The sequence below is a fragment of the Alcanivorax sediminis genome (assembly GCF_009601165.1).
Lineage (GTDB): Bacteria > Pseudomonadota > Gammaproteobacteria > Pseudomonadales > Alcanivoracaceae > Alcanivorax > Alcanivorax sediminis.
Map to the genome: position 1 here is coordinate 1220010 of NZ_WIRE01000001.1, position 12707 is coordinate 1232716.

Consider the following 12707-nt stretch of genomic DNA (forward strand, 5'->3'; position numbering starts at 1 on the left):
GATGTCCCAGACTCCGTCCGCCATCCTTGTCGTCGGCCCGTCCTGGGTCGGCGACATGGTGATGGCGCAGACCCTGTTTTCCGAATTGCGTCGCCAATACCCCGACTGTGCCATTGATGTGCTGGCGCCGGCCTGGTGTCGGCCGCTGTTGTCGCGCATGCCGGAAGTCCGTGAAGCTCTCGCGCTACCTTTTGATCATGGCGATTTGAAGCTGGGGGAGCGTCGTGCGCTGGGCAAGTCTCTGCGCGGCCAGTACCAGCACTGCTATGTGCTGCCCAACTCCCTCAAGTCAGCCTTGGTGCCCTGGGCGGCGAAGATCCCGACCCGTATCGGCTGGCGTGGAGAAATGCGCTATGGCCTGCTCAATGATGTGCGTACTCTGGACAAGGCCCGCTATCCGTTGATGGTGCAGCGCTTTGTGGCGCTGGCTTTGCCGGTGGATGCGCCGGTGCCATTGCTGGATGAAATTACTGCGCCGCATCTGGAAGTGGATGACGCGTCCCGTGCCCAGGCCATGGCGGCACACGGGCTTGCCTTCACGCGGCCCGTGTTGGGGTTGTGTCCTGGTGCTGAGTTCGGTCCGGCCAAGCGCTGGCCGGAGCAGCACTACGCGGCGGTGGCCCAGCACTGGATTGATCACGGAGGTCAGGTGTGGATCTTCGGGTCTGGAAAGGATCAGCCTGTGGCCAACGATATTGTGGCTGCACTGGATGATAGTGCCCGGGAGCATGCCACCGTGCTGGCGGGCAAGACATCGCTGGAAGAAGCGGTGGATCTGCTCTCTGCGACCAATGCGGTTGTCAGCAATGATTCAGGCTTGATGCATATTGCTGCTGCGCTCAAGCGGCCGCTGGTGGCGGTGTATGGCTCTACCTCGCCCGGCTTTACGCCACCACTGGGTGATCGGGTGGCGGTGGTACGTCTGGGGCTGGAGTGCAGCCCCTGTTTCGAGCGGGAGTGCCCGCTTGGGCATCTGAACTGCCTCAAGCAGCTGCCCCCGAGTCAAGTGATTGATGCCCTGCAGCAGCTTGAAACAGCTGATGCCTGAGGCGGAGTTGCCATGCGCGTGCTGCTGATCAAGACCTCCTCCATGGGGGACGTGATTCATACCTTGCCTGCGCTGACCGATGCGAAAGCAGCGATTCCTGGTTTGCAGGTAGATTGGGTTGTCGAAGAAGGTTTTGCCGATCTGGCTCGCCGTCACCCGGCGGTCAACCAGGTCTTCCCCTGCGCGCTGCGTCGCTGGCGCAAGCATCCGTTCAAGGCCCGTCGCTCTGGCGAGTGGGACGCGTTCAAATCTGCCCTTCAGGCAACACAATACGATGCGGTCATTGATGCCCAGGGTTTGATCAAGAGCGCGTTCATTGCCCGGCTGGCCCGTGGCCCCAAGTTTGGCCTCGACAAGTACTCTGCCCGTGAAGGTCTCTCCGCCAGGGTGCTTGACCATCCCCAGGCCGTCGCCAAAGGGCAGCATGCGATTCTCCGGGTGAGGCAGCTGTTTGCACAATCCCTGGGTTATGCATTGCCTGCCGGGGCCCCGGATGCGGGGCTGCCGCGTGAGCATGTGCCCGCTTCGTTGTCCCAACCTGCAACCCTGGTGTTTTGTCACGGCACAACTTGGGGCACCAAGCATTACCCGGAGGTGTTCTGGCAACAATTGGTGGGGCTGGCCTGTGCAGACGGGCATCGCGTGTACCTGCCCTGGGGCAATGACGACGAGAAGGCCCGGGCGGACCGGCTGGCTGCGGACTTTGCTTCGGCTGAGGTATTGCCGAAGATGGATCTGGATGCGCTCACCGACAAATTACTCAGCTGGGATGCCTTTGTGGCCGTCGATACCGGTCTGGCTCATCTGGCCGCAGCGGCGGGCCTGCCGGGAATTGCCCTGTATGGGCCGACGGATCCAGTGCTCACCGGTGTGCTCGGGTTGCGTGCTAAATCCCTTGCCGCAGATTTTCCTTGTGCGCCTTGTGTCCAGGAAAGGTGTACCTATCGGGGGGAGTTGGGCAAGGGGGTCTCGCCGCCCTGCTTCAGTACTCTGAAACCTCATTTTGTCTGGCAGCGACTACGGGAGTTATGCATATGACGCAGCAGCCTTTTACCGTGGCTTTCGCATTGTTCCGTTATTTCCCTTATGGCGGTTTGCAGCGTGACTTTCTTCGGGTGGCAGAATTATGTGTGCAAGCGGGGTATCTGGTTGAGGTTCTAACGACAGGCTGGGAGGGGGATCGCCCTGATTGGCTCAAGGTTACTATTGAGCAGGTTGGTCCCCGTACTAATCATGCTGCTATGGTGGCTTTTGGCAGTAGGGCACTTAAGTTCAAGCAAGAGGTGGAAGCAAAGGTCTTGGTGGTCTTTAACCGCTTACCAGGGGGAGACTTGTACTTTGCTGCTGATGATTGTTTCGCTATGCGGGTCAAGGAAAAAAATGCTTTTACTAGGCTGTTGCCGCGATACCGGACGTACCTGAATCTTGAACAGCAGCTATTTTCACCGGCCAGCCATACCCGGATCTTGTTTCTCAATAACAGTCAGCGTGATGATTATCTCGGTGAATATGCATTGGACCAGCGTCGCTACCGGGTTCTACCCCCAGGGGTGCGTGATGATCGACGCCCCGGCGAAAATGCAGCGTCTCTGAGGGAGAAGGTTCGCAAAGAGTTTGCAGTCGCAGACAGGGAGTGTCTGCTGTTGTTTCTTGGGTCGGATTTTCGTCGCAAGGGGCTTGGGCGGGTACTGAGGGCGATGGCCAGCCTGCCGGAGGCGTTACGGTCGGTTAAGTTGTTGGTGGTGGGTGAAGATGACAGCGCCCCCTTCCTTGCTGAGCTCGACAAGCTGGGCCTGGTTGGCAGCGTGATCTTTGCCGGTGCCCGTGATGACGTACCGGCTTTACTACAGGGGGCGGACCTCTTGATACATCCTGCTTTCCATGAAGCTGCGGGAATGGTGTTGGTGGAATCGCTGGTGGCCGGGTTGCCGATTTTGACGACGGCTGCCTGTGGTTATGCCAGTTATGTAAGAGAGTCTGGTGCTGGGCAGGTCGTTGCGTCTCCGTTTGCGCAGTCTGAGCTGGATCAGGCGCTGGCGGACATGCTTCGTGGTGATCGCTCGGGTTACCGGAACGCCGCTCTACATTATGCTGACCGGGTGGATCTGTTTGGCATGCATCAACAGGTTCTGGCGGAAATCGAGGCGCTGCTGAACTCATGACAGAGCTATTCCTTCGAGACGAACTTGCGCGGGCCTGGCAACAGAAAGACCCTTTTGACTGTGTAGTGGCGCTGGAAGGTGAGGTGTTTCGTGCCAGAGAGGGGCGCCGTACCCTGCGTTTTTCCTTGAACGGTCGGAGCTATTTTCTCAAACACCACCGTGGTGTTGGTTGGGGTGAGGTGCTTAAGAATCTCTGCCAGCTGCGCTTGCCAATAGTCAGTGCTTTGGCGGAGGTTCGTGCCATTGAGGCTGTGACTGCTGCGGGTTTGCATACCATGACGGTGGCCGGGTATGGCGAGAAGGGTATCAATCCGGCGAAGATCCACTCTTTTGTGATCACGGATGATCTCGCCGACACCCTGAGCCTGGAAGAGGCTGGGTTGCTGTGGCAGCAAGACCCGCCGGAGCCGGTGTTCAAACGAACCTTGTTGGACAATGTAGTGCGGATGGCTAAGGTCATGCATGCGGCAGGCATCAATCACCGGGATTTCTACTTGTGTCACTTCCTGATGAGCCGCACTAATTGGCTGGCGAATGAAGGTGATGTGCCTCTCTATCTGATTGACTTGCACCGGGCGCAAGTTCGCGAGCGTGTACCATGGCGTTGGCTGGTCAAGGATATGAGTGGTCTGTTTTATTCAGCTATGGATATTGGACTGACCAAGGCAGACCTGCTGCGAGCGATGGCGAACTATAGCGGTAAGCCCTGGCGTCAGACCTTGCAAGAAGACCAGCGCTTCTGGCTTGCTGTTCGCGGACGGGCCGAAAAGCTGTACCGCAAGGACAAGCAACAGGAGGCGCCCCGGTGGATTTGAGGGCCCATGACAGTGACGACTTTCGGTTGATCTATCGTGACCAAGAAGCCGTGGCTTCTCTCTTGGCGGGTGAATCTGTGCAGGCATGGTTTAGTGCTGAGCACCAGATCCTGAAGCAGGGCGGGAAAGTAGAGGCTCGGCTGCTTAAGACTCCTGCTGGCGTTGTTTTTGTCAAACATTACAGGGCGAAGAACTTGTTTCGGCGTGTAATCTCCTGGCTTGGTGTGTTTCGTGCAAGACGTATTTTTCGGCTCTCTCTTGAATTACGCCGTATCGGTGTCCGGGTCCCTGAGCCGATGGCCTATCTGATGGAAAAGCGGCGGGATTGCTCGTCATCATTCTTCGTGTGCGAAGGTCTGGATGCTGAGGACCTCAAATCCATTGCGGTTAACAGCGGCCTGGAGGCGATTGGCGGCGTTGAGCGCGTGTTTGCTGATGTCGTGGAGCTCTTGGTGGGCCTGCATCAGGCCGGCTATGCACATGGCGATACCAAATGGGCGAACTGGATGGTACGGCGTTCTGATTCTCAACTTGTGTTGATTGATCTTGATGGTGTCTTTCGGCCTTTCTGGTTTCGTAATAAACACTTTGGTAGAGATCTGGCCCGCTTTTTGATCAATGCTCGGGAGCTGCGCATTCACGAGTACATTATTGAGGCTATGTTGGCGAATTATGCTAAGCAACGGGGGCGTTCCGTGACACAGGTCTGCCGCGATCTGGGGCCAGCCTATGACAAGCTGGCAAAGCGTCATCGTCAGAAATATGGATCGCAGTTGTGATGTTTCAATGGTCACTCTTTGGCTTGTCGCTGACACTCCTCTTCTGGTGTGGACTGGCGATTGTATATATGCAACGCAAGATTTATGCGTTGCGTAACTATGTAGATACACGCCCCAGGCTGGATGACGTTTGGGTGTTATTTTTGATTTCTGGGGTGGTTGCGCTGGCCCACCCCTGGCCCATGCTTTACGGTTCTCTGGTCGCTCTGATCGGATTGTCATTGATGATCATGTGGTTGGATGTGGTGCTAGTGCATCTGTTTGGTTTCGAAGTCAACCTCAACAATCTAAAGATCTTTCTTCAAGGAGCAGAGAGTTTTTCTGGCGACTCCAAGGAGATAGTGGATGCTCTCGTGAAGCGCTCTTGGTTTTTGGCAACGCCATTGGCTATTGTGGCTTTTCTGGTTGCTATCTATGCCCAGATGGCAGGTAGTCCCGGTGTTAGGGATGTGGCGCTTGCCTCCGTCTCTGTATTGTTTCTGATGGGAATCACCAAGAGCCGTTTTGGTCTGATTAGCGCGCCTGTCTGGATGGGTTTGTTGGCTGGCCTTGCTGTTTTGATGGCTTATCTGAGGGATTCCGGGGTGGATTGGCCTTGGTGGCAGGCGGCAGCAGGAGGGGGGCTGCTCATCGGTGTGGTTGTGCTGAAGCTTTTGGCGCAACTCTTTAATACACCTTTTTTTAGTGTGCGCTCACCAGTGAGAGACTTTATTCGTGGCGCGAGATTGGGCCCTGTTTCTGCGGTTGCGCTGAAGGATGAGGATATTCAGCGTCATGTAGTGTTGCCGATGGCGCCCCCGTCGCCCAGTAAAAGTTTCGGTCTGTGCCGTGGGGCTAACGTAATTTTGATTACCATGGAATCATTGGCTCGAGACTCTATCTATCCATTCAAGAAAGATGGGGCGAGACTGAAATTCATGGAGAGTTTCGCGAATAAATCCTTGGTCTCCAAGATGCATTATGCCTGCTGTCCAAACACTAACCGTGCAATACAGCATATCTACCAAGGCAATTACCCCGTAAATGGTGAGTATCCGTTCCTTCCATTGCTTAAATCGCAGGGTTATCGCGCCGTTTATATGATGATCTCTCGTACCCGTTTTTTTAATCTTTGCGATATTCTCATGGATGCAGGATTTGACGAGGTTCTCGATCGCGATTCATTGGGACTGGATCCCGATCGTGGCGACTATGCATTCCTTGATAGTGTTGATGCGGTTAATGAGTCATTGGGCGAAGGGCCGTTTTTCCTCCACCTGAAGAACGAGCAAACCCACTCCCCTTATCAGGTAGTGAACAAGGAGCAGTTTGATCGGCATGAGGGAGAGGGAAGAGAGATTTGTTTTCGTAATGCTGCCGAGGAGGCTGATTCCGTGCTGGCCAAGTTTCTTGGCGCCTTGGGTGAGCTCCGGGATTTGAGTAATACTCTTATCATTTATACTGGAGACCATGGGCAGAGTTTTGGCGAGTTTGGCTATGTTTCCCATTCAAGCTCCAGTGTTAACGGGCAAGTGCGCACGCCTTTGATGATGAGTCATCCTGCCTTGCCTGCTGGAGAGGTTGCCCGCTCCACTCATTTCGACGTAATGCCAACGATACTGGATTTGCTGGGCGTGCATTGCGAATCAAGCATTTTTGGCCGCTCCCTCCTGCATGGCGCAAATCACCGGCCTCTGCTCCTGTACTCGCAAACACGGAAAGGTAATGCGCCCTCGAATGCAAGTCTGCTGGATGATGATAGCAAGATCATGATCGATCTCATCTATGGTTATCGCTATCGACTGGATGCGGAAGATCACATTATCGATAAGCTGTCCACAGCTGATGCCGACTATCAGGAAACATTACTTTACGCAGCACTGGAGAAGCGTGGCCTGATTAGTGATAGCGCCTTTTCTCCTCGACAGAAAACCGGAGGCTGATGATGAGCGAAACGTTGCCTTACGTGCTGTTTCTCGCAATGAGTCGGAATCAAGAGAAGCACTTTCACGCGCTGAAAGCAGAAATGCCTGTTGATGGGGTTGTTATAAATGCCAAACACCCTGGCTGGGGCAAGACTGCGCGAGCCCTGTATTGGGTTTGGAGGAATCGTAGTAATTTGCCTGAGTGGCTCAGCTTTCGTGTGGACAAGGGAAAGCTCAATAATGGCGCCCATGGCCGCTGGTTCCAGTTAGGGTTGGCGCTACGAATAGCACATCTCATGGCAGGAATATTTCGTGAATCTGAGCGGCGTAGACCAAATATTCTTTTCGTGCTCAATGGGGAGCATTACAAGCAGAAAGCAGTTATTGCCTGGGCTAAAGGTGAAGGGATTAAAGTGGCCTATCTTGAGCTAGGCTATCTGCCAAACACGATGGTGCTTGATGGAAAAGGGATTAACTTTGCCAACGGAATGCCGCGTAAGTCAGGGTTTTATCGATCCTATCAGCCTCAAGGTATGAAGGTGGACAGTAATCTAGTTAGGCGTCCGCCTCGCACTCCGGTAGGTCAGCCGATCAGCTTGCCTGAGCGATATATATTTGTTCCGTTCCAAGTTTATGATGATACCCAGATTTTGATTCATTCGCCCTGGATCAAGTCGATGGAGCGGTTGCACGAGGTGCTTGAAAAGACAGTCGATAGTTTACGTTCCGACACCGTTTTTGTCGTCAAAGAGCATCCTACGTCCAAGCGAAGTTATCCGGAACTTCATGGCCGCCATCCACGTATTATTTATGCTAATGCCAACGACACCCAGGAGTTGATAGAGCAGTCGCTCGCAGTGATCACCATTAACTCTACCGTTGGCATCGAAAGCCTGTTGCTGGGAAGGCCTGTGATCACTCTGGGGAATGCCTGCTACAACATAGATGGTCTGGTGTCCCATGCCGACAACGAGAAGGAATTGATGGAGCTGCTGCAAGACCCTGAGGGGCTATCCTTTGATGACGAGCTGATCCGGCACTTCGTTGCCTGGTTGGGGGAGGCTTATTTGGTGCCCGGCCGTTGGCCTGATTACACACCGGAATATCCTGCGAGGATGCGAAAGCGCTTGGACGAGATTCTGCGAGGGGATCAATTTTGAGCTGGGTAACCCGGGGAGTGGCAGCGGATGATCTGGTAAATGAACTGGCACTGTTTGATTCGGAGCCTGAAGTGGTTTCCGGAAAGGGAACGATGACGCAGGTCTATAGTGGGCAATATCAGGGCCGCGACGTCTTCCTGAAGGTGAGCAGTCGGGAACGATGGAAGGTATTGATCCCCCGGCTCTGTTTGGCGCGAGCATGGTGCTCATCGGTAGAACTGGAGGCCAGGAACTTGCTGCGCTTGCGGGACGCGGGAATCAAAGTGATTCCAATTCTGGGGCATGGCACTCGCTATACCCTTGGGGTGCCTGCGTATGGAGTTATGCTATCTGCGGCGGTGGCGGGTATTAGTCTTGAAGATGTGTTGATGTCGGACGTTCCCTGTCGTGCGGAGATGGCGGAGCGCTATGGTCGGATAGCTGCCATGTTGCACAAGCTGGGGGGCTATGAGCCGCTCAGAGCCAAGGATTTTATGGTTAACAACGAAGAACTGATTTTGCTGGACAGGGAGAAGCCACTGTTAGCCCCAGGGTGGCGTGAGACACGAGCCATGACATCGCTGGAGAGAGCCTGGTTCAGGAACCAGCGAAGCGGATTGCGACTGAGTCCGCCTCTGGCTAGCGCCTGGGTCAAAGGCTATTGCGGTGAGGCAGGGTTGAGCGGAGCAAATGCCGATCAAGTGATGAGAACGGTTAGCCAATATTGTGCTGGCTGACCTCCAGCGGTTGTAATGATCTGATAGTAGGCCAGTAATCTATTGGCTCAAGAGGCGTCCCTTGCACGATCCCCTTGCGCTGAAAATGCTCTTCAACTTCGTCGAAGGTGCATTTTACAAGGAGTTTCGCACGGGATGATGAATGTGGAAATGCCTGAAAGTAGCAGTCAAAGAACATATCTCGTTCAGAAGATGTGATGTAGTGGGGGCCGAACAGCATGATTTGTTTAAGGTTTCGACGTTGTTCACGTTTGAAACGAAATGCCTTGCGAGTCCTTTCATTATCGATCATGGCGAGGCGGTAGCAGTCATGATCGGGTACAATCACCACATTGTTGCCTCGTAAATCGCCATGGATAACGCCCTGCGCGTGCATTTTTCCTATGGTGAAGCCGAGCTCCCTAAACAGATCGTTTCGCCACTGGCTGTCAGGTTTGTCTTTGAGGTAGCTTTCTAGGGTATTAAGAAGGGGGGGGCCGTTGAGGGCTTCCATTATGATGAAATCATTGTTGGAGTATCGCCCGGTCGCCAGAATGTCTGGTGCCAGACAGTTCGCGGCTTGAAGTAATCGGGTGCCCTTGAGTGTGCGGTGGGCTCTGCCTCCTGAAAAAATGCTCTTTAACCGTTCGGTCACTGAATTTCGGTAAAAACTCTTGAAGTAGACTCCTAACTCGGGGTGATACGCGATGGTGTTGCGATCATTTTTCTTGATCGAAACCCAGTCATCGTGGCCGGACAAGAGGCGTTGAACTGCCTCTGCAATGGCTGTATGAAATCCAAGCTCGCAGTGGAAATCGATGGTTAAGTGTGAATTGTGCATTTGAGGATAGCTCAACCATAAAAGTGTAATGCTACAGAAAGAGGTCGGACTTGGGTAGCAGGTCATTCCTGAGCGCAGACGGATAAAGCGATGAAAAAAGTTTTGCTTGTAACTGGCAGCATGAAAATAGGGGGGCTGAACTCCGTAATCGTCGAGCATGCCAGAATGTTTCTCTCTGCTGGATACGATGTGCGTATCATCCTGACCAGCAGGAAAGGGGAGTTGCCTGAGGATCTACAGGATAAGATTCATTATCTTGATTTGGAAAATGCAGAGTCCGGCCTTGTAGTGCGGCTTCTATATGCGGTATTTAGGACTTTTTTAAAAGGTATTGGAAACCTTTTTGCGGCTCAAAAGAATCGTGCCCTTTTCGAAAATTTAATGTTAGAGCTGGGGGTGAATAACGAGGACATGATTGTTATTCATGGTTTTAAGGTCACTGCAGCCCTCAGGGAACTTCGCCACCCAAACCTTGTTAAGGTGATGCATGAGATACAGAGTAAGCATGCCGGGAAAAGTGTGGGTTGGGTAAGACGGATACGCTACAGGCTAATCGCGGCTTGTTATGAACAGGGTAAAAGGGTTGCTGTTTCAAGAGCTGTTAAGGATGACTATGTCAAAGAGGTGGGTGGTCACGGGGCTGTTACAGTGATCGGGAACGGTGTGAATGTGTCAGCATTAGTTGAGGCTTCCATGACTGCGCCGTCCATGAATATTTCCCGGCCTTATATTGTTTCGGTGGGTCGATTAGTTGAGGTTAAGGGGTTCGATGTGCTGATTCGCGCCTTTGCGAAATCCAATGCCCGCCATACCCACGACTTGGTGATTGTTGGTGAGGGGAAGGAGAGAGGGGCCCTCTGTTGCCTAAGCAAAGAACTGGGTGTGGATGATCGGGTTCACCTTGCCGGCTATGTAAAACCACCTTTTGGCATTGTCCGTGAGGCTACTCTCTACGTCGGCGCTTCGTTCCATGAAGGGTTTGGTCTGGCTTTGCTTGAGGCTATGTGCCTTGGTCTCCCTGTAGTCGCCTCAAGAGTTAGTGGTTTTGAGGAGATAATGGAAGCCTATCCGGAATGTATGTTTGAGGCAGGAAATGTTGAGGAGCTGGCGAGACTGATTGATCAAACCCTTTTATCCGATGGAAAAGGGAGGCCAGCTATGCCTGAACGTTATGATTTCGATGAAATTTTGAAAAACTACCTTCTTCTTTAAGTAGCGGTATCGTCATGTCGAGCTTTTTGATGCGCTCAGCCAGTGCTGAAAAATTCCTTTATGCTGCCCTGTTGATTCTTTTCTGCCTGATTGGCCTTGAGAGGGGCGGGGGTAAGATATCTTCTGTATTCGAGCCGCTATTGGGTCTGTTTGCCATTTATATACTTGTCAGGGGGAAAGCATCGAATATTCGTGTTGACCCGTTTCTGCTGATCACGTTCTTAGCCTACGGCTTTTACTACATGGCGCGATGGTCGGACTGGAATGGAGCTGTTGATGGGTCTGTCGATATGTTCAGGCCTGTGATGCAGGCTTACATGCTTGTCGCTCTGCTTGCGTGGGGTATAGCAAGAAGTGAGCTGACAAGCAGATACCTTATAGTTTTTGTGTTGGCTGGAGCGGTGGTTGCTTGTTCATCGATTTTGGCATTTTACTTGATCTCGGGGCATGAGCTTAGTGTGAGAATTAGGCCTTTGGGAGAGGCGAAGCACCCTATCATTGGTATGTACTATTACGCATTCCCTTTGTTGCTAGGCTGCGTTTTGATGTTGGAAAAGGGGCTGAGGAAAAGAGATCGAATGGCTCTTATGGGCTCTGTAGTTGTGATTTTGGCGGTTTTTCTCATGTCGCGAAGCCGAGGCCCTTTTTTGGGTTTGCTCGTTACGGCAATGGCCGCTGCTTTTTTTGCAGCTCATGGGTGGAAGCGCTGGGCTGTTCCCATGATTGTATTTCTTATGGCTACTGTTTTTGTTCTTGCGCAAGACGAGCAGTGGCTGGCCCGACTGGATACGGGAAGATTGTTGATATGGGAAGCCGTGCTGGTTCGTTTGCCGGAGGCGCTCTGGTTTGGGCACGGCTTGACTGATGAAAATTACGTTTACTTCAGTAAAGTTTACGGCTGGCAGCATGCCCACAATATCTGGCTTGGCCACTTTTACTGGGGAGGGGTAGTGGGAGTGCTCCTGCTGGCGTTAGTTTATGCTCGGGCTACGTGGATCTTCTTCAGGACGAACAGTTGGCCGTTGTCTGTGTTTGGGCTGATGTTGATCTGTTTTGGGCTCGCAGCCATGGTGACCGATGGGAACTTGCTGCTTGGCTACCCCGGTCCAGAGTGGATGGTGTTCGTGCTTCCCGTTGGTTTGGCGTTAGGTTTGTCTGCCTCTCACCGGGTTAACGGTAAGGTTTGACCCCATCAGGCTGGTGTTTGAAACGCTTGTGAACCCACAGGTACTGCTCCGGCTGTTTGCGCACATAGTGCTCAATGGTCTGGTTGATGCAGATCGTATCCTGCATGTCGTCGTCACCGGGGAAGTTCTTCAGTGCCGGGCCGAATTCGATCACAAACTGGCCGTGGGGCAGGCGGTAATGGGCGCAGGGGATGACGGCTGCCTTGCCCATGCGTGCCAGCCGTGAGGTGGCGGTAATGGTCGCTGCCGGGACGCCGAAGAAGGGGGCAAACACCGCGTGGGCGGTGCCGTAGTCCTGATCCGGGGCGTACCACACCACCTCGCCTTTACGGAGTCGACGTATCATCTGGCGAATATCCGCGCGATCAATGATGCCTTTGACGTAGCGCTGCCGCCCCTGGTTGATTAGTCGATCGATAACAGGATTGTCATTGGGGCGGTAGACCGCATAAAGGTCCAGTTTGGCTGACAGCATGCGTGCACAGGTATCGATGCTGTTGAAGTGCATGCCGAGAAGCAGGATCCCTTTCCCTTCCTTCTGGGCCTGGGAAATATATTCCACACCCTTGAAAATAGACCTCTTATTCAGATCTACCCGGTGGTTGGTATAGCTTCCCGCCATTTCCAGTATGGCTTCCCCGGTGCTGATCACCGTCTTGCGGGCGAGGTCCAGTTGCTGTTCCTCAGACAGCTCGGGAAAGCAGAGACGTATATTGGTTTCGGCAATATGCCGTCGCGACTTGGCGAATCGCCAGGCAAGTTTGCCAAAACCTCTCCCCATTGCCTGGAGTGTTTCCCAGGGTAATTGCCCCACAAGCCAGAACAGACCAACGGCAATCCAGCTTGGAATCAGCCTCGGATCGTAGAGGCGGGTGGGGCGGCTGCGTCTTTTTCCCATATCAAC

At 53.4% G+C, this 12707-nt stretch carries 12 protein-coding genes; 10 read left to right on the forward strand and 2 right to left on the reverse strand.

What is annotated here, in order from left to right:
- The first annotated feature begins 1 nt into the window (after position 1).
- The 8 genes from waaF to GFN93_RS05525 are packed head-to-tail and all read left to right on the forward strand — an operon-like array spanning position 2 to position 8584.
- Entirely contained in the window at positions 2-1048 is a 1047-nt protein-coding gene (waaF, locus tag GFN93_RS05490; protein WP_153499602.1) for a lipopolysaccharide heptosyltransferase II, read from the forward strand.
- 12 nt (positions 1049-1060) lie between these two features.
- Complete coding sequence (waaC, locus tag GFN93_RS05495; protein ID WP_153499604.1) at positions 1061-2086, forward strand: lipopolysaccharide heptosyltransferase I; 1026 nt, start codon at positions 1061-1063, stop codon at positions 2084-2086.
- Positions 2083-3210 (forward strand): glycosyltransferase family 4 protein, encoded by a 1128-nt coding sequence (locus tag GFN93_RS05500; protein WP_194285749.1) that lies wholly within the window; start codon positions 2083-2085, stop codon positions 3208-3210. The genes waaC and GFN93_RS05500 overlap by 4 nt, the downstream gene beginning before the upstream one ends.
- Positions 3207-4025 (forward strand): lipopolysaccharide core heptose(I) kinase RfaP, encoded by an 819-nt coding sequence (rfaP, locus tag GFN93_RS05505; RefSeq protein WP_153499608.1) that lies wholly within the window; start codon positions 3207-3209, stop codon positions 4023-4025. The genes GFN93_RS05500 and rfaP overlap by 4 nt, the downstream gene beginning before the upstream one ends.
- Positions 4026-4051: 26 nt before the next feature.
- Positions 4052-4804 (forward strand): lipopolysaccharide kinase InaA family protein, encoded by a 753-nt coding sequence (locus tag GFN93_RS05510; protein WP_194285750.1) that lies wholly within the window; start codon positions 4052-4054, stop codon positions 4802-4804.
- The gene (locus GFN93_RS05515; protein ID WP_235901955.1) at positions 4804-6726 is read left to right on the forward strand and encodes a sulfatase-like hydrolase/transferase; all 1923 of its coding nucleotides are present in this window, start codon (positions 4804-4806) and stop codon (positions 6724-6726) included. Before GFN93_RS05510 ends, GFN93_RS05515 begins: the two co-directional genes overlap by 1 nt.
- Entirely contained in the window at positions 6726-7868 is a 1143-nt protein-coding gene (locus GFN93_RS05520) for a capsular polysaccharide export protein, LipB/KpsS family (protein ID WP_235901678.1), read from the forward strand. Before GFN93_RS05515 ends, GFN93_RS05520 begins: the two co-directional genes overlap by 1 nt.
- Positions 7865-8584, forward strand: a complete 720-nt coding sequence (locus GFN93_RS05525) for a BUD32 family EKC/KEOPS complex subunit (protein ID WP_153499613.1) — start codon at positions 7865-7867, stop codon at positions 8582-8584. The genes GFN93_RS05520 and GFN93_RS05525 overlap by 4 nt, the downstream gene beginning before the upstream one ends.
- On the opposite strand, the gene GFN93_RS05530 is transcribed toward GFN93_RS05525, so the two are convergent.
- Complete coding sequence (locus GFN93_RS05530; RefSeq protein WP_153499615.1) at positions 8562-9404, reverse strand: lipopolysaccharide kinase InaA family protein; 843 nt, start codon at positions 9402-9404, stop codon at positions 8562-8564. The genes GFN93_RS05525 and GFN93_RS05530 overlap by 23 nt on opposite strands.
- A 90-nt stretch (positions 9405-9494) precedes the next feature.
- On the opposite strand from GFN93_RS05530, the gene GFN93_RS05535 reads away from it, so the two are divergent.
- Together GFN93_RS05535 and GFN93_RS05540 are read left to right on the forward strand one after the other, a co-directional pair.
- Positions 9495-10616: a glycosyltransferase gene (locus GFN93_RS05535; RefSeq protein ID WP_153499617.1), complete on the forward strand. Its 1122-nt coding sequence runs from the start codon at positions 9495-9497 to the stop codon at positions 10614-10616.
- A 14-nt stretch (positions 10617-10630) separates the two neighbouring features.
- On the forward strand, positions 10631-11803 hold the full coding sequence (locus tag GFN93_RS05540) for an O-antigen ligase family protein (protein ID WP_153499619.1): 1173 nt from the start codon (positions 10631-10633) through the stop codon (positions 11801-11803).
- Here GFN93_RS05540 and lpxL read toward each other — a convergent pair.
- Positions 11787-12701 (reverse strand): LpxL/LpxP family Kdo(2)-lipid IV(A) lauroyl/palmitoleoyl acyltransferase, encoded by a 915-nt coding sequence (lpxL, locus tag GFN93_RS05545; RefSeq protein WP_153499621.1) that lies wholly within the window; start codon positions 12699-12701, stop codon positions 11787-11789. The genes GFN93_RS05540 and lpxL overlap by 17 nt on opposite strands.
- Positions 12702-12707 lie beyond the last annotated feature (6 nt).

What these genes read in the sequence shown, in the direction of transcription:
- waaF (WP_153499602.1), top strand. Translation starts at nt 2, where the DNA reads ATGTCCCAGACTCCGTCCGCCATCCTTGTCGTCGGCCCGTCCTGGGTC.
- waaC (WP_153499604.1), top strand. Translation starts at nt 1,061, where the DNA reads ATGCGCGTGCTGCTGATCAAGACCTCCTCCATGGGGGACGTGATTCAT.
- GFN93_RS05500 (WP_194285749.1), top strand. Translation starts at nt 2,083, where the DNA reads ATGACGCAGCAGCCTTTTACCGTGGCTTTCGCATTGTTCCGTTATTTC.
- rfaP (WP_153499608.1), top strand. Translation starts at nt 3,207, where the DNA reads ATGACAGAGCTATTCCTTCGAGACGAACTTGCGCGGGCCTGGCAACAG.
- GFN93_RS05515 (WP_235901955.1), top strand. Translation starts at nt 4,804, where the DNA reads ATGTTTCAATGGTCACTCTTTGGCTTGTCGCTGACACTCCTCTTCTGG.
- GFN93_RS05520 (WP_235901678.1), top strand. Translation starts at nt 6,726, where the DNA reads ATGATGAGCGAAACGTTGCCTTACGTGCTGTTTCTCGCAATGAGTCGG.
- GFN93_RS05530 (WP_153499615.1), bottom strand. Translation starts at nt 9,404, where the DNA reads ATGCACAATTCACACTTAACCATCGATTTCCACTGCGAGCTTGGATTT.
- GFN93_RS05535 (WP_153499617.1), top strand. Translation starts at nt 9,495, where the DNA reads ATGAAAAAAGTTTTGCTTGTAACTGGCAGCATGAAAATAGGGGGGCTG.
- GFN93_RS05540 (WP_153499619.1), top strand. Translation starts at nt 10,631, where the DNA reads ATGTCGAGCTTTTTGATGCGCTCAGCCAGTGCTGAAAAATTCCTTTAT.
- lpxL (WP_153499621.1), bottom strand. Translation starts at nt 12,701, where the DNA reads ATGGGAAAAAGACGCAGCCGCCCCACCCGCCTCTACGATCCGAGGCTG.